The 22,226-nt window shown below is 71.5% G+C and carries 22 protein-coding genes; 13 read left to right on the top strand and 9 right to left on the bottom strand.

Annotation, left to right across the window (positions count from 1 at the left end; translation table 11 throughout):
- Positions 1–40 precede the first annotated feature (40 nt).
- Positions 41–2,137 (bottom strand): transketolase, encoded by a 2,097-nt coding sequence (gene tkt, locus ACNYS0_RS31855; protein WP_422478492.1) that lies wholly within the window; start codon positions 2,135–2,137, stop codon positions 41–43.
- A gap of 184 nt (positions 2,138–2,321) precedes the next feature.
- Here tkt and ACNYS0_RS31850 point away from each other — a divergent pair, with 184 nt between their 5' ends.
- Positions 2,322–3,251, top strand: coding sequence for a helix-turn-helix domain-containing protein (locus ACNYS0_RS31850; protein WP_422478490.1), 930 nt, complete (start codon positions 2,322–2,324; stop codon positions 3,249–3,251).
- A 79-nt stretch (positions 3,252–3,330) separates the two neighbouring features.
- On the top strand, positions 3,331–3,705 hold the full coding sequence (locus ACNYS0_RS31845) for a YchJ family protein (protein ID WP_422478488.1): 375 nt from the start codon (positions 3,331–3,333) through the stop codon (positions 3,703–3,705).
- Between the two features lie 22 nt (positions 3,706–3,727).
- Here the strand turns inward: ACNYS0_RS31845 and ACNYS0_RS31840 are convergent, their stop codons facing one another.
- Positions 3,728–4,429 (bottom strand): FadR/GntR family transcriptional regulator, encoded by a 702-nt coding sequence (locus tag ACNYS0_RS31840; protein ID WP_422406298.1) that lies wholly within the window; start codon positions 4,427–4,429, stop codon positions 3,728–3,730.
- A 130-nt stretch (positions 4,430–4,559) separates the two neighbouring features.
- Here ACNYS0_RS31840 and ACNYS0_RS31835 point away from each other — a divergent pair, with 130 nt between their 5' ends.
- Positions 4,560–5,084, top strand: a complete 525-nt coding sequence (locus ACNYS0_RS31835; protein ID WP_422406299.1) for a gluconokinase — start codon at positions 4,560–4,562, stop codon at positions 5,082–5,084.
- A gap of 57 nt (positions 5,085–5,141) precedes the next feature.
- Positions 5,142–6,548 carry a GntT/GntP/DsdX family permease gene (locus tag ACNYS0_RS31830; RefSeq protein WP_422478486.1) on the top strand — a complete coding sequence of 469 codons (1,407 nt, stop codon included), beginning with the start codon at positions 5,142–5,144 and terminating at the stop codon, positions 6,546–6,548.
- 65 nt (positions 6,549–6,613) lie between these two features.
- On the opposite strand, the gene ACNYS0_RS31825 is transcribed toward ACNYS0_RS31830, so the two are convergent.
- From ACNYS0_RS31825 to ACNYS0_RS31810, 4 genes are all read right to left on the bottom strand, one after another.
- Positions 6,614–7,231, bottom strand: a complete 618-nt coding sequence (locus ACNYS0_RS31825) for a cytochrome b/b6 domain-containing protein (protein ID WP_422478484.1) — start codon at positions 7,229–7,231, stop codon at positions 6,614–6,616.
- The gene (locus ACNYS0_RS31820; RefSeq protein ID WP_422482833.1) at positions 7,215–7,868 is read right to left on the bottom strand and encodes a molybdopterin-dependent oxidoreductase; all 654 of its coding nucleotides are present in this window, start codon (positions 7,866–7,868) and stop codon (positions 7,215–7,217) included. Before ACNYS0_RS31820 ends, ACNYS0_RS31825 begins: the two co-directional genes overlap by 17 nt.
- A 235-nt stretch (positions 7,869–8,103) precedes the next feature.
- Positions 8,104–9,648 carry an APC family permease gene (locus tag ACNYS0_RS31815; protein ID WP_422478482.1) on the bottom strand — a complete coding sequence of 515 codons (1,545 nt, stop codon included), beginning with the start codon at positions 9,646–9,648 and terminating at the stop codon, positions 8,104–8,106.
- A gap of 38 nt (positions 9,649–9,686) precedes the next feature.
- Positions 9,687–10,664: a hypothetical protein gene (locus tag ACNYS0_RS31810; RefSeq protein WP_422478480.1), complete on the bottom strand. Its 978-nt coding sequence runs from the start codon at positions 10,662–10,664 to the stop codon at positions 9,687–9,689.
- Between the two features lie 212 nt (positions 10,665–10,876).
- On the opposite strand from ACNYS0_RS31810, the gene ACNYS0_RS31805 reads away from it, so the two are divergent.
- Genes ACNYS0_RS31805 through ACNYS0_RS31790 form a run of 4 tightly spaced genes read left to right on the top strand, consistent with a single transcriptional unit; the run spans position 10,877 to position 13,051 of the window.
- Positions 10,877–11,767, top strand: a complete 891-nt coding sequence (locus ACNYS0_RS31805; RefSeq protein ID WP_422478478.1) for a DMT family transporter — start codon at positions 10,877–10,879, stop codon at positions 11,765–11,767.
- A gap of 22 nt (positions 11,768–11,789) precedes the next feature.
- The gene (locus ACNYS0_RS31800) at positions 11,790–12,296 is read left to right on the top strand and encodes an NUDIX hydrolase (protein ID WP_422478476.1); all 507 of its coding nucleotides are present in this window, start codon (positions 11,790–11,792) and stop codon (positions 12,294–12,296) included.
- Positions 12,297–12,335: 39 nt separating this feature from the next.
- Positions 12,336–12,728 (top strand): YidH family protein, encoded by a 393-nt coding sequence (locus tag ACNYS0_RS31795; RefSeq protein ID WP_422478474.1) that lies wholly within the window; start codon positions 12,336–12,338, stop codon positions 12,726–12,728.
- Complete coding sequence (locus ACNYS0_RS31790) at positions 12,725–13,051, top strand: DUF202 domain-containing protein (protein ID WP_422478472.1); 327 nt, start codon at positions 12,725–12,727, stop codon at positions 13,049–13,051. Before ACNYS0_RS31795 ends, ACNYS0_RS31790 begins: the two co-directional genes overlap by 4 nt.
- A gap of 28 nt (positions 13,052–13,079) precedes the next feature.
- On the opposite strand, the gene ACNYS0_RS31785 is transcribed toward ACNYS0_RS31790, so the two are convergent.
- Positions 13,080–14,015: an NADP-dependent oxidoreductase gene (locus ACNYS0_RS31785; protein ID WP_422478470.1), complete on the bottom strand. Its 936-nt coding sequence runs from the start codon at positions 14,013–14,015 to the stop codon at positions 13,080–13,082.
- Between the two features lie 95 nt (positions 14,016–14,110).
- Here ACNYS0_RS31785 and ACNYS0_RS31780 point away from each other — a divergent pair, with 95 nt between their 5' ends.
- Positions 14,111–14,407, top strand: a complete 297-nt coding sequence (locus ACNYS0_RS31780; RefSeq protein ID WP_422478468.1) for a hypothetical protein — start codon at positions 14,111–14,113, stop codon at positions 14,405–14,407.
- A 194-nt stretch (positions 14,408–14,601) separates the two neighbouring features.
- Complete coding sequence (locus tag ACNYS0_RS31775) at positions 14,602–15,630, top strand: phosphotransferase family protein (protein ID WP_422478466.1); 1,029 nt, start codon at positions 14,602–14,604, stop codon at positions 15,628–15,630.
- Positions 15,631–15,642: 12 nt separating this feature from the next.
- On the opposite strand, the gene ACNYS0_RS31770 is transcribed toward ACNYS0_RS31775, so the two are convergent.
- Together ACNYS0_RS31770 and ACNYS0_RS31765 are read right to left on the bottom strand one after the other, a co-directional pair.
- Positions 15,643–16,236, bottom strand: a complete 594-nt coding sequence (locus ACNYS0_RS31770) for a TetR/AcrR family transcriptional regulator (RefSeq protein WP_422478464.1) — start codon at positions 16,234–16,236, stop codon at positions 15,643–15,645.
- A 26-nt stretch (positions 16,237–16,262) separates the two neighbouring features.
- Entirely contained in the window at positions 16,263–17,951 is a 1,689-nt protein-coding gene (locus ACNYS0_RS31765; protein WP_422478462.1) for a class I adenylate-forming enzyme family protein, read from the bottom strand.
- Between the two features lie 162 nt (positions 17,952–18,113).
- Between ACNYS0_RS31765 and ACNYS0_RS31760 the strand changes: the two genes are divergently transcribed.
- The 3 genes from ACNYS0_RS31760 (at position 18,114) to ACNYS0_RS31750 (ending at position 22,201) form a co-directional block, all read left to right on the top strand.
- Positions 18,114–19,364 carry an exo-beta-N-acetylmuramidase NamZ family protein gene (locus ACNYS0_RS31760; protein WP_422478460.1) on the top strand — a complete coding sequence of 417 codons (1,251 nt, stop codon included), beginning with the start codon at positions 18,114–18,116 and terminating at the stop codon, positions 19,362–19,364.
- Between the two features lie 84 nt (positions 19,365–19,448).
- The gene (locus ACNYS0_RS31755) at positions 19,449–20,774 is read left to right on the top strand and encodes an MFS transporter (protein WP_422478458.1); all 1,326 of its coding nucleotides are present in this window, start codon (positions 19,449–19,451) and stop codon (positions 20,772–20,774) included.
- A 101-nt stretch (positions 20,775–20,875) separates the two neighbouring features.
- Complete coding sequence (locus ACNYS0_RS31750) at positions 20,876–22,201, top strand: alpha/beta hydrolase family protein (RefSeq protein WP_422478456.1); 1,326 nt, start codon at positions 20,876–20,878, stop codon at positions 22,199–22,201.
- Positions 22,202–22,226: the final 25 nt, after the last annotated feature.

Below are 22,226 nucleotides of genomic sequence, written 5' to 3'. Positions count from 1 at the left end.
TGCTTCATCTTCTTTCGTACGTACTTGGGTTACGCAGGGGTCAGGCGCGGGCGGCGGCGAGGGACTCCTTCGCCTTCGCGGCGACGTTCTCGGCGGTGAAGCCGAACTCGGCGAAGAGCGTGCCCGCGTCGGCGGAGGCGCCGAAGTGCTCCAGGGAGACGATGCGTCCGGCGTCACCGACGTAGCGGTACCAGGTCAGGCCGATGCCGGCCTCGACCGCCACGCGGGCCTTCACCGACGGCGGCAGGACGGCGTCCTTGTACGCCTGCTCCTGCTCCTCGAACCACTCGACGGACGGCATCGAGACGACGCGGGTGGCGACGCCCTCGGCCTCCAGCTGCTCACGGGCGGCGACGGCGAGCTGGACCTCGGAGCCGGTCGCGATCAGGACGACGTCGGGGGTCTCCTTGGACGCCTCGACCAGGACGTAACCGCCCTTGGCCGCGTCGTCGTTGGCCTCGTACGTCGGCAGGCCCTGACGGGAGAGCGCCAGGCCGTGCGGGGCCGGCTTCTCGGTGCCGCGCTTGAGGATCTCGCGCCAGGCGATGGCCGTCTCGTTGGCGTCGGCCGGGCGGACGATGTTCAGGCCGGGGATGGCGCGCAGCGCGGCGAGGTGCTCGACGGGCTGGTGGGTCGGGCCGTCCTCGCCGAGGCCGATGGAGTCGTGGGTCCACACGTAGGTGACCGGGAGCTGCATGAGGGCCGACATGCGGACGGCGTTGCGCATGTAGTCGGAGAACACGAGGAACGTGCCGCCGTAGATGCGGGTGTTGCCGTGCAGCGCGATGCCGTTCATCTCGGCGGCCATCGAGAACTCGCGGATGCCGAAGTGCACGGTGCGGCCGTACGGGTCGGCCTCCGGGAGCGGGTTGCCCTTCGGGAGGAAGGAGCTGCTCTTGTCGATGGTGGTGTTGTTCGAGCCGGCGAGGTCGGCGGAGCCGCCCCACAGCTCGGGGATGACAGGGCCGAGCGCTTGGAGGGTCTTGCCGGACGCGGCGCGCGTGGCGACCTTGGTGCCGGTCTCGAAGGACGGCAGGGCGTCCTCCCAGCCCTCGGGGAGGCGGCCCGCGAGGACGCGGTCGAGGGTCGCGGAGCGCTCCGGGTTGTTGTTCCGCCACTCGGCGAGCTTCTTGTCCCAGGCGGCGTGCGCCTCGGCGCCGCGGTCGAGGGCCTTGCGGGTGTGCGCGATGACCTCGTCCTCGACGATGAAGGACTGCTCGGGGTCGAAGCCGAGGACCTTCTTCGTCGCGGCGATCTCCTCGTCGCCGAGCGCGGAGCCGTGCGAGCCCTCGGTGTTCTGCTTGGTCGGGGCGGGCCAGGCGATGATCGTGCGCATCGCGATGATCGACGGCTTGTCGGTGACGGCCTTGGCGGCGGCCAGCGCCTCGTACAGGGCCTTCGGGTCGACGTCGCCCTCGGCGGTCGGCTCGATGCGCTGCACGTGCCAGCCGTACGACTCGTAGCGCTTCAGCACGTCCTCGGAGAACGCGGTCGCGGTGTCGCCCTCGATGGAGATGTGGTTGTCGTCGTAGACGAAGACGAGGTTGCCGAGCTTCTGGTGGCCGGCGAGGGAGCTGGCCTCGGCAGAGACGCCCTCCTCCAGGTCGCCGTCGGAGACGATCGCCCAGATGGTGTGGTCGAAGGGGCTCTCGCCCTCGGGGGCCTCGGGGTCGAACAGGCCGCGCTCGTAGCGGGCGGCCATCGCCATGCCCACGGCGTTGGCGACGCCCTGGCCGAGCGGCCCCGTCGTGGTCTCGACACCGGCGGTGTGGCCGTACTCGGGGTGGCCCGGCGTCTTCGAGCCCTGGGTGCGGAACGCCTTCAGGTCGTCGAGCTCCAGCTCGTAGCCGGAGAGGAAGAGCTGGGTGTAGAGGGTGAGGCTGGTGTGGCCGGGCGACAGGACGAAGCGGTCGCGGCCGGTCCACTCCGGGTCGGCCGGGTCGTGCCGCATGGCCTTCTGGAAGATCGTGTACGCGGCGGGGGCCAGGCTCATCGCCGTGCCGGGGTGACCGTTGCCGACCTTCTGCACGGCGTCCGCCGCGAGGAGGCGCGCGGTGTCGACGGCACGCTGGTCGCGCTCGGTCCACTCGAAGGGGCCCTGGAAGGGGTCGAGTCCGTCCGGTGTCTGCGTGCTCATCTGTACAGCTTCCTTCGCATCCGTTGTCCTGCCGAGGTACCGAAAGGCACCGCTCGACCGGGACCAAAGTCCCAGGTCGAACCACCTACGAATGTAAAGGTCATACTTTTCGCTCGACAGGTGCCCCCGTGCCAGCGTTCGGTGAAAATGGGACAGGCAACCGGGCCCGAGCCAAGGAAAGTGAATGACGGAGCAGGACCCCTCACAGACGAGCGCACATCTGCGGGCGCCCACCGAAAATCGAGCGCAGATCCGCACCTATCCGTTCGACCCGAGCGCGAGCCTGTCCGGCGTCGGGATCCAGGTCGGGCCGATGGGTTCCGAGGGACCGTGGGCGGGCGGCGTCGGCCTGTCGCGGCGCGTGCACCGCATCGACTTCCACGTGCTGCTGTTCTTCCGCGAGGGCCCGGTCCGCCACATGATCGACTTCACCGAGTACGAGGTGGGGGCCGGGGACATCCTGTGGATCCGTCCTGGGCAGGTGCACGGGTTCTCGACGGAGGCCGCGTACGTCGGCACCGCGCTGACCATGCAGCCCGGGTTCCTGCCACGGGCCATCGTCGAGGCGACCGGGCTGTACCGCTACGACCGGCCGCCGCTGCTGCACCCCGATCCGGAGCAACTCGCGGCGATCGACGCCTCGTTGGCGCAGCTGCGCCGCGAGTACCTCGACACGACGACGCTGCCGCTGAGCCTGCACACCTCGGTGCTGCGGCACGCGCTGACGGCTCTGATGCTGCGCGTCGCGCACGTGTCGGCGCAGGCCGCGGCGGAGGACGACGGGACGCCGCAGCAGGACACGACCTTCACCCGGTTCCGTACGGCGGTCGAGCTCGGGTTCACGTCCAACCACAGCGTCAGCGCGTACGCCGACGAGTTGGGGTATTCGCGCCGCACGCTGGTCCGCGCGGTGCGGGCGGCGACGGGGCTCACCCCGAAGGCGTTCATCGACCGGCGGGTGATCCTCGAGGCCAAACGGATGCTCGCGCACACGGAGTTGCCGGTCGGGCGGATCGGGGTGGCGGTCGGGTTCGCGGACTCGGCGAACTTCTCGAAGTTCTTCCAGCAGCACGTGGGGGTGTCACCGGCCGGGTTCCGGGCGGAACAGGTGTGACGGTCGGCCGTGGTCGACGACTCGGGGTTCCGCCCCGGACCCCGCTGCTCAATCGCCGCAGGGGCTTAAAGTACGCCCCATGTCACGCACCACCACCTGCCCCTGCGGGCTCCCCTCCTCGTACGAAGACTGTTGCGGGCGCTATCACTCCGGCGCCGCCGCCCCCTCCGCCGAAGCCCTGATGCGGTCGCGGTACGCCGCGTTCGTCCGGCGCGACGGGGCGTACCTGCTGCGCACCTGGCACCCCGACACCCGGCCGCCCGGCATCGACTTCGCCGACGCCCCGAAGTGGACCGGCCTGGAGATCGTGGAGGCGGTCGACGGGTCGGCGTTCCATCAGCGCGGCACCGTCACCTTCCGCGCGCACTACCAGGGCGGCGAGCTGCACGAGCGCAGCCGGTTCTCCCGGGTCGACGGTGCGTGGGTGTACGTCGACGGCGACTTCATCGAGTAACTCCCGGGCGGGACACGGGAGTTCAGGGCGCCAGGATGTCCAGCTCGTGGAGCGCGCCCACCGCGATCTCGCGTGTGAGTTCCTCCGCGCGCTCCGCGTCCCGCTCCCGTACCGCCTCGGCGACCTTGACGTGCAGGCTGACCGCCGCCGGGTCCGGGTCCTCGAACATGACCTGGTGATGGGTGCGGCCCGCGAGGACCTCCGCCACCAGGTCACCCAGGTGGGCGAACATCTCGTTGCCGGATGCATTGAGGACGATCCGGTGGAACTCGATGTCGTGGCCGAGGTACGCCTCCAGCTGCTGCCCCCGTGACGTCGCCACCATGCCGAGCGCGCACTCGGTCAGCGCCGCGCACTGTTCCGCGCTCGCGCTGCGCGCCGCCAGACCCGCGGCGACCGGCTCCACCGCCGAGCGCAGCACCGTCAGAGAGCGCAGCTGGCGCGGGCGATCGGCGCCCGCGAGGCGCCAGCGGATGACCTGCGGATCGTAGACGTTCCACTCCTCGGCGGGCCGGACCGTGACGCCGACCCGGCGCCGCGAGGCCACGAGGTGCATCGACTCCAGGACGCGCACCGCCTCCCGCATGACCGAGCGGGACACCTCGAAACGCTGGGCGAGTTCATCCGTGCGCAGCACACTGCCGGCTGGGTACTCGCCCGCGGTGATCGCGGGACCGAGGCTTTCGAGTACGCGGGCATGCAGGCCCCGGCCCATGGTGGTCATGGGACAACCCTAGCCCCGAGCTCAATGGTCTGACTTTTACGTCACACCCTCTTGAATTAATCAGACCTATTGGGTTTCAGTGTGGTGTCACAGCGATGTCGACGAAGACAGCGAAGCGAGGCAGTACCCGATGAGCACCCCCCACGTCGTCGTGGTCATGGGCGTCGCAGGAACCGGCAAGACAACGATCGGTCCCCTGCTCGCCGAACGGCTCGGCGTTCCGTACGCCGAGGGCGACGACTTCCATCCCCAGGCCAACATCGAGAAGATGACGGCCGGCACTCCCCTGACGGACGACGACCGCTGGCCCTGGCTCGATGCCATCGGCCGCTGGGCGCACGGCCGCGCGGGGCTCGGCGGGGTGGTCTCCAGCTCCGCCCTCAAGCGCAGCTATCGCGACCGCTTGCGGGCCGAGGCCCCCGACGCCGTCTTCGTCCACCTCACCGGCTCGCGCGAGCTGATCGAGGACCGGATGGGCCATCGCGAAGGGCACTTCATGCCCACCTCGCTGCTCGACTCGCAGTTCGCCACGCTCCAGCCGCTCGCGGCGGACGAGGCGGGCGTGGCCGTCGATGTCGCGGGATCGCCGGAGGAGATCGCGGACCGGGCCGTCGCGGCCCTGGCCGAGCTCGACTCCCCCGCCACGACCCCGTAACCCCCCACACCGGCAAGTTCTCTCCCCCGTCCCCCCACTCGTTCTAGGGATTAGACCGTGACCAGACTCAGCGTCGAGATGCTGGCAGCGGACACCGTCGAGCCGATCACGTCCGCGGGCCATGCCCAGCTCGGGATCGCCGTGCTCGCGGGCATCGCCGTCATCGTCCTGCTCATCACCAAGTTCAAGATGCACGCCTTCCTGGCGCTGACCATCGGCTCGCTCGCGCTCGGCGCGTTCGCCGGGGCGCCGCTGGACAAGGTGATCGAAAGCTTCAGCGGCGGGCTCGGCGACACCGTCGCCGGGGTCGGCGTGCTGATCGCGCTCGGCGCGATCCTCGGCAAGCTGCTCGCCGACTCCGGCGGCGCCGACCAGATCGTCGACACGATCCTCGCCAAGGCCGGCAAGTCCGGTGGCAAGGCGATGCCGTGGGCCATGGTGGCCATCGCGGCCGTGATCGGCCTGCCGCTCTTCTTCGAGGTCGGCATCGTCCTGCTGATCCCCGTCGTCCTGATGGTCGCCAAGCGCGGCAACTACTCGCTGATGCGGATCGGCATCCCGGCGCTCGCGGGTCTGTCCGTCATGCACGGCCTGATCCCGCCGCACCCCGGCCCGCTCGTCGCGATCGACGCGGTCGACGCCAACCTCGGCCTCACGCTCGCGCTCGGCATCCTCGTCGCCATCCCGACGGTGATCATCGCCGGCCCGGTCTTCTCGAAGTACGCGGCCAAGTGGGTCGACGTCCCGGCCCCCGAGAAGATGATCCCGGCCCGCGCCTCCGACGAGCTGGAGAGGCGTCCGAGCTTCGGCGCCGCCGTCGCGACGATCCTGCTGCCCGTCGTGATGATGCTGTCCAAGGCCCTGGTCGACGTCATCGTGGACAACCCGGACGCCACCGTCCAGCGCGTCTTCGACGTGGTCGGCAACCCGATGATCGCGCTGCTCGTCTCCGTCGTCGTCGCGATGTTCACCCTCGGCCGCCCGGCCGGCTTCACCAAGGGCAAGATCCTCTCCACCACCGAGAAGTCGCTCGGCCCGATCGCGGGCGTGCTGCTCATCGTGGGCGCGGGCGGTGGCTTCAAGGGCACCCTGGTCGACTCCGGCGTCGGCGAGATGATCATGGAGATCTCCAAGGACTGGGGCCTCCCGACGCTGCTGCTTGCCTGGCTCATCGCGGTCGTCATCCGCGTCTCCACGGGCTCGGCGACGGTCGCCACGGTCTCCGCCGCCGGTCTGGTCGCGCCCCTCGCGGCCCATATGAGCGACACCCACACGGCGCTGCTCGTCCTGGTCATCGGCGCGGGTTCGCTGTTCTTCAGCCACGTCAACGACGCCGGTTTCTGGCTGGTCAAGGAGTACTTCGGGCTCAGCGTCGGCCAGACCGTGAAGACCTGGTCGCTCATGGAGACGATCATCTCCGTGGTCGCCGGTGCGCTGGTGCTGCTGCTGTCCTTGGTGATCTAGCCGAGGTCCAACGGCCCCGCAGTGCGAGGGCGTCCCGCCGGTCGGCGGGGCGCCCTCGCCGCGTTTCAGGGGGCGTCGAGCCACTCGCCGTGTTCCCGCGCCGCCCAGTCCCGGTCCACGAACCCCGTGCGCAGACCGCGGCGCGCCTGCGGATCGCCGACCGCCATGCCGATGTGCCCGGCGAGCACGATGCCGAGGGCGAGCGCCAGCCAGTCGTGCACGAAGGTGCTGCCGGTGCGCACGGCGAGCGGCGCGAGGTGCGTGAACCACATGAGCAGCCCCGTGCCGAGCATCACCAGAACGGCGCCTGCCAGCCACGCCGCCCACAGTTTCTGCCCGGCGTTGAACTTGCCCGCCGGGCGGTGGCCGGGGCGCCGGTGCAGCACCGCGCGCAGCCATTCCCTGTCGTGCGGGTCGAACCGGTTGAGGCGTCCCAGGTCCGCGCGGAAGGCGCGGGAGACGAGGCCCAGCACGAAGGGCGCCGGCAGCAGCAGGCCCGCCCATTCGTGGAGCGTGACCACGAGGTCGCGGCGGCCGACGAGTTCGGCGAGCTGCGGCACGTAGAGGCAGGCGGCCGTCGCGACGCACACACCCATCAGTGCGGCCGTGCCGCGGTGCACCCAGCGTTCGGCGCGCGTGAAACGGCGGACGGCGGCCGTGAGCCGCTCAGTTCGTGGGCTCATCGTCGCGTCCGTTCGAGCGGCCGACCCAGGCGTCGACGTCGTAGCCGCGCTCCTCCCAGTAGCCCGGCTGCACCTCGTCGGTCACGGTGATCCCGGAGAGCCACTTGGCCGACTTGTAGAAGTACATGGGGGCCGCGTAAAGACGCACCGGGCCGCCGTGCGCGTGCGTGAGGTCCTTGTCCCGCATGCGCAGCGCCACCAGGACGTCGGCGCGGCGCGCCTGTTGGAGCGTGAGGCTCTCGCTGTACGTGCCGTCGAAGCAGGTCAGGCGTACGGCCCTGGCGGTGGGGCGCACCCCCGCGGCGTCCAGGATCCGCGAGAGCCGTACGCCCTCGAAGGGCGTGCGCGGGACCCGCCAGCCCGTGACGCACTGGACGTCACGGACGAGGCGGGTCTGCGGCAGCGCCCTCAGCTCGGGGAGCGTGTACGTCGACGGGTGCGCGACCAGGCCGTCGACGGTGAGGCGGTAGGTCTCCGCGCTCTTGTGGGGGACGGAGGCGGCGACCGAGTAGTAGCGGAAGCCGCCGCCGTTCGGCAGCACGCCCGTGAGGCCGGTGGGGTCCTTCTGGGCGATGCCTTCCAGGGCGTGCTGGAGGGTGGGGGCCGCGGCGACGGTCAGGGCGCCGGCGCCCAGCATGCCCAGGACCAGGCGTCGGCCTACCGGGGGGCCTTGGTTCGGTGTCACGTTTCTGATTGCAGCACCGTGGGGGGACGGGAGCCAGGGGTTCCGGCCCGCCGTCAGGGTTTCGTCACCTTTGGTTGCGGTCGCGGGGCGCTGCCCCGGGCCCCGCGCCTCAATCGCCGGCGGGGTTTCAAAAGATCGGGGCTCTGCCCCGGACCCCGCTGCTCAATCGCCGCAGGGGCTGGATCAATCAACCACCGGAGGGGCTTGATTTTTGGTCCAACTGGAACGCCTCGTTGCCCAGGCCGATGCGGGCGTGGGCGTCGGGGTTCTTGCGGTGGAGGAGCACGCCGTGGGCCACGCCCGCCAGCGCGGCCAGGACGATGATGCCGGGGAGGATCCAGTTGAGCGGGGAGTCCGGGCCCGAGCCGACCAGGACGTCGAAGTCCTTGACCGTGTAGACGGCGATCACGAGGAGCGCGACGCCCGCCACGCCGGACGCCACGAGCCGCCAGGCCTGTGCCGCCGCGGCCCCGCGGCGCGCGAAGAACACGATGACGGCGAGGGACGCCGTGGCCATGAGGACGATGACGCCGAGCGCGCCCACGTTGCCGCCCCAGGTGAACAGGTGCAGGACCGGCGCCGTCGGGTCGCCGAACGGGCCCTCGTCGGCGATCGCGAAGCCGACGACCGCGATCAGCGCGATCACCGATTGCAGCACCGAGCCCTTGCCGGGCGCGCCGGTCGCCGTGTTCGTCCGCCCGAACCCGGCGGGCAGCAGTCCCTCGCGCCCCATCGCGAAGGCGTACCGCGCCACCACGTTGTGGAAGCTGAGCAGCGCCGCGAACATGCCCGTCACGAACAGGACATGGACGACGTCGGTGAACGCGCCGCCGAGGCGGTCCTCGGTGAGGCCGAAGAGGAGTCCCGCCGACTGCTTGCGGGCCGCGCCGACGATGCCGGAGGGCCCCGTCGCCACCGTCATCGCCCACGAGCTGAACGCGAAGAAGAGCGCGACACCGCCGACCGCGAGGAACATCACGCGCGGCACCAGGACGTGCGGCCTGCTGGTCTCCTCCGCGTACACCGGCGCCTGCTCGAAGCCGGTGAACGCGGCGATGCAGAAGCACAGCGCCGTGCCGAGCCCGACGCCCGAGAGGGTCTCCGGGTTGAAGGCGTGCAGGGACAGGCCCTGGGCGCCGGGGTCGCCGATGGCCGCGATGTCGAAGACGACCACGACGGCGACCTCGATGAGGAGCAGCACGCCGAGGACCTTCGCGTTCACGTCGATCTTCAGCAGGCCGAGCGCGCCGACGGCGAGGACGGCGGCCAACGCCGGTATCCACCAGGCGAGTTCGAGGTTCAGATACTGCTCGGCGAGGCCCGCGACCTCGTAGCCGAACAGGCCGAAGATGCCGACCTGGAGCGAGCTGTAGGCGACGAGCGCGACAAGGGCCGCCGCGGCGCCGGCCGTCGGGCCGAGGCCGCGGGCGATGTACGCGTAGAACGCGCCCGCGTTGTGCACGTGCCGGCTCAACTCCGCGTAGCCGACGCTGAAGAGCGCGAGGACGACGCCGAGGACGAGGAAGAGCAGCGGCTGGCCGACCACCCCCATCACCGCGAACGTCGTCGGCATGACACCCGCGACGACGAGCAGCGGCCCGGTCGCGGCCAGCACGGAGAGCAGCAGCCCCGCCGTACCGAGCCGCCCGGCGCGCAGCGCGCTCGTCTCGCCCAGATACGTGTGAATGGCCGGATCCGCCGCGGTCTCGGGCGGTCGCTCGCTCGCGCTCATGGGGGACGTTCCTTCCTTCGTGAAGAGTGGAGTGTGCTCTACACCGAGCCGAGCGCGGCGCCGCGCGCGACCCGGAACGCCTCGTACGGGTCCCGGTCCGGATACGACCAGGGGTACGGCGTGCTGTGCCGGCCGATCCGGTGGAACAGAGCGGCCGCCTCGGCGGGGCGGCCCTCGCAGTACTTCGCGTGCGCCAGGTAGTTGAGGTCGATGCGGCCGCGCGGGTGCGGCGCGCCGGGCCGTTCGCGCGCGGCGCCCCACTCCAGCCACCAGTCGAACGCCGCCTTCAGGACGAGCCGGGCGCGCCGACCCGACCAGTGGCCGGACGCCTTCGGGTCGTCGGCGAGCACGCCCGCGCGTGCGAGCACCCGGTAGCGCTCGGCGTGCGCGACGACCGGAAGGACCGCCAACGGTGAGTCGGGAGTGGCCTGTTCGCAAGCCCAGGACGCGAAGTCGTACACCTCGTGCAGCGGGTCCTGCCCGACGTCGGCGCGCCGCTCGGCGAGCCGCGCGACCATCAGATGGTGCGCGTGGTGATGCCCGGGATGCCGCAGGCGCACCTCGTCGAAGAGCCGCACGACGTCCTCCTCGGCCCCCAACTCCCTTTCCAGGAGCATCAGTCCGAGCAGCGGCGTCGGATCCTCGGGCACGAGTTGCGCCGCCTGCGCGCACGCCGCGCGCGCCTTCTCGGGGCGGTCGCGGCCCTCGACGGCGCGCAGTACGCCCGCGCAGGCCAGCAGGACGACGGCGTCGGTGGAGTCGGGTTCGGCGAGCAGCCAGTCGCGGGCCCAGATCCGCGCGGTGGGTTCGCCCGCGAGGCCCAGGACCCGGTGACCGCGCAGGTCCCAGTCGCTGCCGGTGGCGCGGAGCAGGGACCGGGCCTCGGTCCAGCGGCCCCTGGCGAGGGCGGAGCGGGCCGCGACGAGTTCGGCGTCGTCGAGTGCGGGGTCGCCGAAGGGAGGGGCGTGCGCGGGCCTCTTGCGGGAGCGCCCGAGCGGAGGCGGGGGTGGGGGCACCGCGGCGGGGTCCTTACGACTGTTCAGATGTGGGTGGGGTGGACGGCAAGACGATGATCAAGCACAGCAAACCGGTACGGAGGTGTCCGCGTCAAGGGTGGCCGGTGACGTACCTCACCAACTGCTCGAAAGAGCAGGTGAGTTCAGTGGTGATATGGGTGGCGCCCGCCGCTCGCGCGCGGGTGGCCGCGCGGGCCGCTATCGTCGACAGCGTGTCCGTTCTCGTCCTCGTCCTCGCCGTGAGCGCGGCGTTCTGTCTGGGCATCGGTTTCGTCCTCCAGCAGAACGCGGCGGTGCGGGCCCCGCTCGGCGACTTCCTCTCGCCCCGGCTGCTGCTCGACCTGATGCGCGTGCCGCGCTGGCTCGGCGGGATCGGCCTGATGGTGTGCGGGATGGTGCTCGGCGCGCTGGCCCTCGGCCAGGGTGAGGTGACCCTCGTCGAGCCGCTGCTCGCCACGAACCTCCTCTTCGCGCTGCTGCTCTCGCGCCGCCAGACGAGAGCGCCGCTCGGCCGGCAGGGCTGGGCGGGGCTGCTGCTGCTCGCGGGCGGCGTCACGGCGTTCATCGTCGCCGGGCAGCCGCGGGGCGGCAGCGCGGTCACCGACCCGCTGCGGCACTGGCTGATCGTCGGCGCGATGGTCGGCGGGGCGCTGGCCCTCGCGGCCCTCGCCAAGCGCTCCCGGCTGACCGCGGGGCCCGCGCTGCTCGCGGTGGCGGCGGGACTGCTGTACGGGGTGCAGGACGCGTTGACGCGGGTGAGCGGTCAGCGGTTCTCCGCGGGCGGCTGGCCGGAGCTGTTCACCGGCTGGCAGCCGTACGCCGTACTCGTCCTCGGGGTCACGGGGCTCGTCCTGGTGCAGAGCGCGTTCGAGACGGCGCCGCTGCGGATGTCGCTGCCCGCGCTGACGGCGGCGCAGCCGCTGGCCGGGATCGCGTGCGGCGTGGGCTTCCTCGGCGACCGGCTGCGGATGGACACGGGGGCGCTCGCGTGGGAGGCGGTGGGCCTGGCCGGGATCGTGGTGGGCGTCGTCCTGCTCGGGCTGCACCCCGCGATGCCGGGCACCGCCGCGGCCGGAAGGGACCGGGTGGGCGCCCCGCTGTAGTCACCCGCCTAGCCTGCCGTTCATGAACCCCGCTGAAGAGATCCTCGACATCGTCGACGAACAGGACCGTGTCGTCGGGCAGTCGCCGCGCGGCGAGGCCTACGCGAAGAACCTGCGCCACCGCTGTGCCTTCATCCTCGCCAGGAACCCGGCCGGCGAGATCTTCGTGCACCGCCGCACCCCCACCAAGCTCGTCTTCCCCTCCCACCACGACATGTTCGTCGGCGGGGTCGTCGGCGCCGGGGAGACGTACGACGAGGCGGCGCTGCGCGAGGCGGAGGAGGAGCTGGGCGTGAGCGGACTGCCGCAGCCCACCCCGCTGTTCAAGTTCCTGTACGAGGGCGGTGCCGGGCAGTCCTGGTGGTCGTACGTCTACGAGGTCACCTTCGACCTGCCGGTGCACCCGCAGGCCGAGGAGATCGACTGGCACGCGTTCCTGAGCCCCGAGGAGCTGGAGCGCCGGATCGGGGAGTGGGACTGGACGCCCGACGGGCTCGCGGCGTACGAGCGGTGGAAGACGCACAGGTGAGCCGCGGGCCGTGGGAACCCCGCGGGTAATGTGCCCCGGGTGATCGAATTTGTACGCAGTATCCGTCTCTGGTTCGCCCCGGAGCGGATCAGGGACGAGGGTGACACCCCCGACTACCGCTTCTCGCTGGCCAACGAGCGCACCTTCCTGGCGTGGGTGCGCACGGCGCTCGCGCTGATCGGCGGCGGTTTCGCCGTGGACCAGTTCCTGCCGGACCTGCGCTGGGGGTGGCGGGTCGGCCTCGCGCTCGCGCTGCTCGGGGCGGGCGCGCTGTGCGCGCTGCGGGCCGTGGGGCACTGGGTGCGCTGCGAGCTGGCGATGCGGCGCGGCGAGGACCTGCCGGTGTCGAAGTTCCCCGCGGTGCTCGGCGTGGTGGTGGCGCTCGTCTCGGTGGCCATGGTCGTCATCGTGTTCGTCGGGTGGGAGGGGTGAGCGGGGCGGACGCGCCCGTGCGCGACCCCGGGCTCCAGCCCGCCCGGACGCGGCTCGCGTGGCGGCGTACGACGCTGTCGGGCACGGTCGCGGCGGTGCTCGCGGTGAAGGCGACGCTGAACAGCGGCGTCGGGCCCGCCCGGTTCGTGGCCACGGCGCTGTGCCTGGTGCTGTGGCTCGGCTTCGTGGCGGTCGCCCACCAGCGGATCACCGGGCTCGCCCAGAACGAGGCGGCGCCGCCCGTGATGACCCGACGGCAGGCGGCGGCCGCCGCGCTGTGCACGGTGGCCATCACGCTGTGCGCGGCGGTGCTCATCGCGTGAGGCACGTGAGGCATGTGTGGGCGTGGGATCACTCGTCCCAGTCGACCGTGACCACGACCTTCCCGCGCGTGCGGCCCGTCTCGATCAACTCGTGGGCGCGCGCCGCCTCCTGAAGCGGGAGCACCTCGTCGACGTGCACCGTCACCACGTCGGCCTCGGCGAGCTCCGTGAGGCGGGCGAGGTCGGCGGCGTCGGGGCGCACCCAGCAGTAGCGGCCGCCGAGCCCGATCACGTCGCCGTCGGCGATGGAGGCGAGCCGGCCGCCGGGGGCCAGCAGTTCCGCGGAGACCCGCAGCGTCTCGCCGCCCACCGTGTCGAACGCCGCGTCGACGCCCTCCGGGGCCAGCGCCCGGACCCGTTCGGCGAGGCCGTCCCCGTAGGTGACCGGTTCCCCGCCGAGTTCCCGCACGTAGTCGTGATTGCGTTCGCTCGCGGTGCCGATGACCCGGGCGCCGAAGTGCCGGGCGAGCTGCACGGCGAACGAGCCGACGCCACCGGCGGCCGCGTGCACCAGGACCACGTCGCCCTCCCGCACCTCCAGGCCGCCGGTCAGCACCTGGTACGCGGTGAGCCCGGCGAGCGGCAGGCCCGCCGCCTCCTCGAACGTGAGGTTGCGGGGCTTGCGGGCGAGGGTGCGCACGGGCGCGGCCACGTACTCGGCGAAGGTGCCGCGTGACAGGAAGTCCTCGCGTACGTAGCCGATGACCTCGTCGCCCGGCGCGAACTCGGTGACGGCGACGCCGGGCTGCACCACCACGCCGGACACGTCCCAGCCCGGGATCACCGGGAAGACGGGGTCGAGCAGCCCGTCCAGGTGCCCGGCGCGGCAGTGCCGGTCCACGGGGTTCACGGCGGCGGCGCGCACCTTCACCAGGACCGAGTCGGGCCCCACCTTGGGGTCGCGGATCTCGCCGTATTCGAGGACTTCGGGGCCGCCGTACGAGCGGTAACTGATCGCCTTCATGGCCGGAGGCTCCCATAAGCACAGATAAGGGGCATTCCGGACTAGCCTGGGAGGGTCAGCCCAGGACGCCAGTCACGTCACCGAAGGTGAGCGCCATGACCACCCTCCACCAGGAACACCCCGCCCACGAGCACACGCACGGCCCGTCCTGCGGTCACCAGGAGGTGCCGCACGGCGACCACGTCGACTACGCGCACGACGGGCATCTGCACGCCCAGCACGGCGGGCACTGGGACGAGTGCGAGCCGGCGGGGCACGTCGCGCACGAAGGGCACGAACACCGGCACGGCGCGGGCTGCGGCCACGAGTCGGTCACGCACGGCGACCACGTCGACTACCTCCACGACGGCCACCGGCACGCCGAGCACGCGGGGCACTGGGACGACCACTGATCCCGCGCACCACCGAAAGGGCCCGGCACTTCGCGCCGGGCCCTTTCCGCCGCCCTGGCAGCGCGGCACCACCCGCCGTAAGAACGATCACGTTTCCGGGAGGCTCTGGACGCCATACCGACTGGTCGGCATGATGGCAGCCACTGTAGCCAGGACACGGCCCACATACTGCCCCGGATTCTCGGAGGACCGCGATGAGTCACCCCCAAGGCCTCGACCTCGACCAGCTGCGCGCCCATCTCGACAGGGAGCGCCCTGGCCTGGTCGCCGGGCCGCTGACCGGGCGGCTCATCGAGGGCGGGCGCTCGAACCTGACGTACCAGGTGAGCGACGGCACCACGAAGTGGGTGGTGCGCAGGCCGCCGCTGGGGCACGTGCTCGCGACCGCGCACGACATGAAGCGGGAGCACCGGGTGATCGCGGGGCTGCACCCGACGAACGTGCCGGTGCCGGAGCCGGTGCTGCTCTGTGAGGACGAGAACGTCATCGGGGCGCCGTTCTACGTCATGGAGTTCGTCGACGGGACGCCGTACCGGACCTCCGACCAGCTCGCGCCGCTCGGTCCCGAGCGGACCCGGGCCGCCGTGCTCGGGCTCGTGGACACGCTCGTCGATCTGCACGCGGTGGACCCCGCCGCGGTCGGGCTCGGCGACTTCGGGCGGCCCGAGGGCTTCCTCGACCGGCAGCTGCGCCGCTGGGGCAAGCAGCTGGACGCGTCCCGCAACCGTGACCTCGCCGGGATCGACGAGCTCCAGGCGGCGCTCGGCCGCGAGCTGCCGACCTCGCCGGCGCCGACGATCGTGCACGGCGACTACCGGCTCGACAACGTGCTCGTACGTCAGGACCCCGACGGGGTCGACCGGATCAAGGCGATCCTCGACTGGGAGATGTCGACGCTCGGCGACCCGCTCACGGACGTGGGTCTGCTGGCGATGTACAGCGCGCGGCTCGACATGCCGGACTCCCCCATCTCGACGACGGCCTCGGCGCCGGGCCACCCGTCCCCCGCCGAGCTGATCGAGCGCTACGCCGAGCGCTCGGGCCGCGACGTGTCGGCGATCTCCTGGTACACGGCCTTCGCCTGGTTCAAGCTGGCCGTGATCCTGGAGGGCATCCACTACCGCTACACCCTCGGCCAGACGGTCGGCGCGGGCTTCGACCGCATCGGCGAACTGGTCCCGGTCTTCATCAGCCACGGCCTGAACACCCTCAAGGAGGGCTGAGCGGGCGGCGTCCTAGGGCCGCAGCGCCCGCAGCAGGAGGTCGGCCAGTTGGTCCGCCAGCTGCTGCGGCGTCAGCGGCCCGTCCGGGCGGTACCAGGTGGACAGGTGGTGGATCGAGCCGAAGTGGTAGTCGACCACCAGGTCGGCCGGCGTCTCGGTGGTGAAGACGCCGGTCCGCTGGCCCTCTTCGATCAGCGCGCGGAAGCGCTCGTGGTAGCGGCGCCGCTCGGCGCGCACCTGCTTGTTCTTCTCCGGGCTCAGGTGGTGCATGGAGCGGAAGAAGATCGACGCGTCGTCGAGGTTGTCGATCGTCGTGACGACCACGTCCGCGGCGGCGTCCCGCAGCCGCTTCTCGACCGGCTCGTCCCGGTCGGCGAACGCGTCGAGCCGCTCCTGCTGGAGGCGCAGCACGCGCGCGTACACCTCGTGCAGCAGATCGTCCTTCGAGCCGAAGTAGTGGTAGAGGGCGCCCTTCGTGACGCCCGCCGCCTCCACGATCTCCTGTACCGACGTGCGGTCGTAGCCGCGGTCGGCGAAGAGCCGGGTGGCGGCCGCGAGGAGTCGCCTGGGGACGGGCGCGCCGTCGCCGTCGGTCGTCCTGGGCACTGCCGCCACCTGCCTTTCCATAGTTCTCAGCCTTGTCCTGACGGGGAACGCAGTTCCCGTCGGAGGATCTTCCCACTCGCCGTCTTCGGCAGGTCGACGAGCACCTCCACCTCGCGGGGGTACTTGTAGGCCGCCAGGCGTTCCTTGCAGTACGCCGACAGCTCCTCGGGGCTCGCCTCCGCCCCCGGACGCAGGCTCACGTAGGCCTTCACGCTCTCGCCGCGGTACGCGTCGGGGATGCCGACGACCGCCGCCTCGCGCACGGCGGGGTGGCCGTACAGGACGTCCTCGACCTCTCGGGGCCACACCTTGAATCCGGAGGCGTTGATCATGTCCTTCTTGCGGTCGACGACGTACAGCCACCCGTCCTCGTCCATGAAGCCGATGTCGCCGGTGCGCAACTCGCCGTCGGGGAAGCCCTCCTGGGTCGCCTCCGGGCGGCGCCAGTACCCGGGCACGACCTGCGGGCCGCGCACCGCGATCTCGCCGTGCTCGCCGAAGGGGACGTCCGCCCCGTTGTCGTCGACGATCCGGACCACCGAGTCGGGACCGGGCACGCCCACCGCGAGGGTCCCCGACGCCGGGTCGACCGGCGCCTCGACGCCCGGCGGCACGGACGCGCAGGGCGCCGTGCATTCGGTGAGCCCGTAGCCGTTGTGGATGTACGGGCCGAAGGAGGCGCGGAACTTCTCCACCAGAGCGGGCGGCACCGGCGCGCCGCCCGAGGAGATCGAGTGGAACGACGCGAAGTGCTCGCGGGTCGCCTGCGGCTGCGCGCCGAGCGCCATGAAGGCGGTCGAGGGGCCGACCGTGTACGCGGGCCGGTGCTCGGTGAACGCGTCGAGGACGACGCCCGGCTCGAACCGGTAGGCGAGCGCGAGCGTGCCCGCGTTGGCGAAGGAGGCGACGAGCTCGCAGACCATGCCGGTGATGTGGAAGAGCGGCGCGAGCGCGAAGTAGACGGCTCCTTCGGGCAGGCCGAGGCCCGTGCGCTGGCGTTCCGCGTTGAAGGTGATGTTGCGGTGCAGGTTGGTGGCACCCTTCGGGGTGCCGCTGGTGCCCGAGGTGTAGCTGATCAACGCGATGTCGTCGCCGGTGAGTTCGCGCCCGGGCGGCGCCTTGTGGCCCGCGTGCGCGACCGCGACGAGGTCGTCCGCGTCCGAGGCCGCCGGTTCGACCCGCTCGAAGTTCAGCACCCGCTCGTCGCCGCGCGTCTGGAGGTCCAGCTCGCAGGCGGTCAGCGCGATACGGACCGGGGAGTCGGCCGCCGTCTCGCGCAGATACGACGCCCAGGCCCGGTCCGAGCAGACGATCCCGGTCACCTCGGCGTCGTGCAGGACGTGCCGCACCTCCCCCGCCTTGTACATCGGGTTCACCGGGACCACGACCGCGCCCGCCTTGAACGCGCCGAGCAGCGCGAGCACGAAGTGCGGCGAGTTCTGCAACATGATCGCGACACGGTCGCCGCGCTCCAGGCCGCGGGCGGCGAGGTGACCGGCCACGGAGTCGGAGAGCGCGTCCACGTCGGCGTACGAGAGGCGGCCGTCGAAGTAGGCGAGTGCCGTGCGGTCCGGAGCGCGGCGCACCGCGTCGGCGAAGGCGTGCACGACGGTGGCTGCCGGGGTGATCGGGGCCTTCTGCGCCTCGTTGAGGACGCCGAGCCAGGGCCTGGCCTCGTAGATCGAACCGGTCTGTCCCTGCGAATCGTGCACCATCGTTCTCCTTCGAAAGCTCCCCGAAAGCTCCGGCCTGCCGGGCAGACTAACCAGTCGGTATGTCGTGGCGAAAGAGCTTCGTGGTGTCGGTTCGTTCCGTGGCGGGGATTCCCGGACTAGCGTGCGGGGCCAGGCCAGTCCCGAAGATCACGGAGGTTCAGCATGAACGTGTCGAGACGAGGGCTGCTCGCGGCGGGGGCGGGCGCCGCGGGTGGCTTGGGCATCGGCGGGGCATCGGCGAGCGCCGCCCCCGGCATCGGCGGCCCCCGGCTTCGCACCGGCTTCGAGCGCCTGGTGGACAGCGGCTACGCGCCGCTCTCGGGCCAGAAGGTCGGCATGGTCACCAACCCGACCGGGGTCACCCGCGACGTACGGCACATCGTCGACGTGATGCACGCCGACGAGCGGGTCGACCTGCGGGCGGTGTTCGGGCCCGAGCACGGGTTCCGCGGCACGGCGCAGGCGGGCGGCTCCGAGGGGAAGACCGAGGACCCGGCGACCAAACTCCCGGTCTACGACACGTACTTGAAGAGCGGTCAGGCGCTCGCCGACATCTTCACGCAGTCCGGCGTCGACACGATCGTCTTCGACATCCAGGACGTGGGCGCGCGCTTCTACACGTACATCTGGACGCTCTACGACTGCATGGAGGCCGCGCAGCTCGCCGACAAGCGGTTCGTGGTGCTCGACCGCCCGAACCCGGTCACCGGCCGGAACGCCTACGGGCCCATCCTGGACCGCAAGTTCGCGAGCTTCGTGGGCCGCCGCGAGATCGCGCAGGCGCACGGCATGACGGTCACGGAACTGGCCCGCCTGTTCAACGCCGAGTACCTGGAGCACCCGGTCGAGCTGGAGACGGTGCTGATGAGCGGCTGGAGGCGGCGCGACTTCTACGACGCGTCCGGGCTGCCGTGGGTGCCGCCGAGCCCCAACATGCCGACGCCGGACACGGCCCTCGTCTACTCCGGCACCTGTATGTTCGAGGGCACGCTGCTCTCCGAGGGACGCGGCACCACCCGCCCCTTCGAACTGCTCGGCGCCGAGGGCATCGACGCGCGGTGGGCGGCGGCCGCCAATGAACTCGGCCTGCCGGGGGTGCACTTCAGGGAGGCGTACTTCGCGCCCACGTTCTCGAAGTTCCAGGGCAAGACGATCGGCGGCGTCCAGATCCACGTCGACGACCGCGAGGCGTTCGAGCCCGTACGCACCGGCATCGGCCTGCTGGTGACGGCCAAGAAGTCCTGGAAGGACTTCGGCTGGCGGCCCGACAACGCGATCGACCGGCTCACCGGGTCCACGCGGGTGCGCACGATGGTCGACGCGGGCGCCTCCACGGACGAGATCGTCGGGGCCTGGCAGCAGGAACTCGCCGCGTTCCGGGGCGTTCGGCGCAAGTACCTCGCATACAAGTGACCGTCAAGTAACCGGCATCTCGGAATCCGGGACGGGCATTCCGAGATATTGACTGGACCGTACACGGACAACGACAGTCTGCTCGTGCTCAAAGACGAATCGACCAGGGAAGACTCCGCAGAGGCGGAACCGGCGCGGGCCTCCGAACCGGAGAGCCTGCGCCGTGTGGCCGTGGCCAGCTTCATCGGCACGGCCATCGAGTTCTACGACTTCTACGTCTACGGAACGGCCGCCGCGCTCGTCCTCAACGCCGCGTTCTTCCCGAACCTCACCCCGATCAACGCCACCCTCGCCTCGTTCTCGACGTACGCCGTCGCGTTCGCGGCCCGCCCGATCGGCTCGCTGATCTTCGGTCACTTCGGCGACCGGATCGGCCGCAAGTCGGTCCTGGTGGCCTCGCTGCTCCTGATGGGCCTGTCGACGGCCTTCGTCGGCCTGCTGCCCGGGTACAGCACCCTCGGCCTGTGGGCGCCGGTCCTGCTCGTGCTGCTGCGCTTCCTTCAGGGCGTGGGCCTCGGCGGCGAGTGGGGCGGGGCCGCGCTGCTCGCCGTGGAGCACGCGCCGCGCGGCAAGCGCGGGCTGTTCGCCGCGTTCCCGCAACTCGGCCCGTCCGTGGGCTTCTTCGCCGCCACCGGCATCTTCTGGCTGCTCTCCGAGTCGCTCTCGGACGAGGCGTTCAAGAGCTGGGGCTGGCGCATCCCGTTCCTGCTGTCGTTCCTCCTCGTGGCGGTCGGCCTGTTCGTCCGCCTGAAGATCAGCGAGACGCCGGTCTTCGCCAAGGTGATGGCGGAGCAGGAGGCCAGCAGGGCACCGGCCTTGGAGGTCTTCAAGCGCCACCCGAAGGAGATCCTGCTCGGCGCCGGCGGCATGATCATCGCGTACGGGCTCTTCTACACGGCCACGACGTACTGCCTCGCCTACGGCACCACGACGCTCGGCGTCCCGCGCTCCACGATGCTCGCCGTGTCGCTCGTGGCCTGCCTGTTCCTCGCGGCCGGCACCTGGCTCGCGGCGACCCGCTCCGACGCGGGCGGCCGCCGCAGGATGGTGCTCATCGGTTCCTGCCTCGCGATCGTCTGGGGCCTGGCCCTGTTCCCGCTGATGGACACCGAGAAGCCGGTGCTCATCGCGCTCGCGCTCGGCGGCGCCCTGTTCTGCATGGGCGTCGTGTACGGGCCGATGGGCGCGTACCTGCCGGAGCTGTTCGGGGCGAAGGTGCGCTACTCCGGCGCCTCCTTCGCGTACAACCTGGGCGGCGTCCTGGGCGGCGCGGTATCGCCGCTCATCGCGACGCGGTTGCAGAGCGCGCTCGGCTCTTCGTCGGTGGGCTGGTACGTCAGCGCCATGGCCGTCGTGTCACTGCTGTGCGTGCTGGCCCTTCCGGAGACGAGGGAGCGTCAACTCACCTGACATGTCCGTCAATTGACGGCGGAACATCTGGCCAACCCCCGGGTACGGCGGGACGATGCGCGGCACGCGTTGCCGCACGACGCCTACCACGGGGGTTCGCCATGTCCGCACCCAAGGCACGTCAAGCACCAGAAGTCCACGTACGGCCCTACTGGGAGCTAAGGTTCGACGCCGACGGCGATCCGGACCCGCAGCAGCTCGCCAGGCTCCTGCGCGAGGCCCACCAGGTGCGCGATCTGGTGGTCTTCACGCACGGCTGGAACAACGACCGCTCCATCGCGACCCGCCTGTACGACCGCTTCTTCGCGCCGTTCCCCGCCCTCGCGCCCCGCGCCTCCCTCGGTTACGTGGGGGTGCTGTGGCCGTCGATGCGGTTCACGGACGAGCGGATCCCGGACTTCGACCGCACCGCGACGCCCGCATCGTCGGCGGTTTCGCGGACCACGCTCGACAAGGGGACACGGCAGGCGCTCGTCGAGACCTTCCCGCGCAGCGAGCCCGTCGTGGAGCTGCTGGCGCGGCGCCTGGAGGAGCAGCCCGCGAGGGCGTCCGCCTTCGACGAGTTCGGCGGTCTGGTACGGCAGTTGGTCGGGGTGGCCCCCGCGGCCGCCGCGGCCGACCTCACGGAGGACCGCGAGCAGCACCGCGTTCCGGCGATGCTGCACGAGGACACCCGGACCATGTGCCTGGAGTTCGCCATGGGCCTTGAGATGACGGCCGGACCGCCGAGCGGCACGACGTTCGGGCCGCCGAGCGGCGCGGACTTCCTCCGGCCGTTGACGACCATGGGCGCCAAGGCCTGGCTGGGCGCGCACGAACTGCTGCGTCAGGCCACGTACTTCGCGATGAAGCGGCGGGCCGGGAAGGTCGGCCAGGCCGGGCTCGGGCCCGCGCTCGGCCGGCTCGCCGAGCAGGCGCCCGGGGTGCGGGTGCACCTGGTGGGGCACAGTTTCGGCGCGCGGCTCGTCTCCTTCGCGCTCGCCGGGATGCCGGAGTCGGCCCGCAACGTGAAGTCCGTGACGCTCCTTCAGGGTGCCTTCTCGCACTACGCGTTCGCGGGCCGGGGCGCCCTGAAGGGGCGGCAGGCGCGCGTGGACGGCCCCCTGGTGGCGTGCTTCTCGCGGTACGACACCGCGCTGAGCGTGATGTATCCGCTGGCCTCGCGCCTCGCGGGCGACGACAGGTCACTGGTCGACCTCGGCGAGCGGTGGGGCGCGCTCGGGCACGACGGTTTCCAGGACGTCGACGGCGCGGTCCGCTTCACGCTGGCCGACGTGCTGCGGGCCGGGGTGCCGGGCGCGGGCTGTGTGAGCGTGGACGCGGCGCAGGTGGTGCGCGATGGGCCCCCGCCCTCGGGGGCCCACAGCGACATCTGCCACGCCGAGTTGGCGCGGGTGGTGCTCGGTGCGGGGCGGGTCACCACGTAGGCGGCCCGCCCCTGGGCGCTGCCCG

The organism is Streptomyces anthophorae (assembly GCF_049310305.1).
Taxonomy (GTDB): Bacteria; Actinomycetota; Actinomycetes; order Streptomycetales; family Streptomycetaceae; genus Streptomyces.
The sequence above is the reverse complement of the archived record's forward strand: the minus strand, read 5'-3'. Positions and strand labels throughout refer to the sequence as shown.

Excerpts from the sequence above, each read along its gene's own strand:
- ACNYS0_RS31750 (WP_422478456.1), top strand. The coding sequence starts at position 20,876 with ATGTCCGCACCCAAGGCACGTCAAGCACCAGAAGTCCACGTACGGCCC.
- ACNYS0_RS31765 (WP_422478462.1), bottom strand. The coding sequence starts at position 17,951 with ATGGTGCACGATTCGCAGGGACAGACCGGTTCGATCTACGAGGCCAGG.
- tkt (WP_422478492.1), bottom strand. The coding sequence starts at position 2,137 with ATGAGCACGCAGACACCGGACGGACTCGACCCCTTCCAGGGCCCCTTC.
- ACNYS0_RS31840 (WP_422406298.1), bottom strand. The coding sequence starts at position 4,429 with ATGACCACCATGGGCCGGGGCCTGCATGCCCGCGTACTCGAAAGCCTC.
- ACNYS0_RS31845 (WP_422478488.1), top strand. The coding sequence starts at position 3,331 with ATGTCACGCACCACCACCTGCCCCTGCGGGCTCCCCTCCTCGTACGAA.
- ACNYS0_RS31760 (WP_422478460.1), top strand. The coding sequence starts at position 18,114 with ATGAACGTGTCGAGACGAGGGCTGCTCGCGGCGGGGGCGGGCGCCGCG.
- ACNYS0_RS31850 (WP_422478490.1), top strand. The coding sequence starts at position 2,322 with ATGACGGAGCAGGACCCCTCACAGACGAGCGCACATCTGCGGGCGCCC.
- ACNYS0_RS31835 (WP_422406299.1), top strand. The coding sequence starts at position 4,560 with ATGAGCACCCCCCACGTCGTCGTGGTCATGGGCGTCGCAGGAACCGGC.
- ACNYS0_RS31815 (WP_422478482.1), bottom strand. The coding sequence starts at position 9,648 with ATGAGCGCGAGCGAGCGACCGCCCGAGACCGCGGCGGATCCGGCCATT.
- ACNYS0_RS31775 (WP_422478466.1), top strand. The coding sequence starts at position 14,602 with ATGAGTCACCCCCAAGGCCTCGACCTCGACCAGCTGCGCGCCCATCTC.
- ACNYS0_RS31780 (WP_422478468.1), top strand. The coding sequence starts at position 14,111 with ATGACCACCCTCCACCAGGAACACCCCGCCCACGAGCACACGCACGGC.
- ACNYS0_RS31785 (WP_422478470.1), bottom strand. The coding sequence starts at position 14,015 with ATGAAGGCGATCAGTTACCGCTCGTACGGCGGCCCCGAAGTCCTCGAA.
- ACNYS0_RS31825 (WP_422478484.1), bottom strand. The coding sequence starts at position 7,231 with ATGAGCCCACGAACTGAGCGGCTCACGGCCGCCGTCCGCCGTTTCACG.
- ACNYS0_RS31820 (WP_422482833.1), bottom strand. The coding sequence starts at position 7,868 with ATGCTGGGCGCCGGCGCCCTGACCGTCGCCGCGGCCCCCACCCTCCAG.
- ACNYS0_RS31800 (WP_422478476.1), top strand. The coding sequence starts at position 11,790 with ATGAACCCCGCTGAAGAGATCCTCGACATCGTCGACGAACAGGACCGT.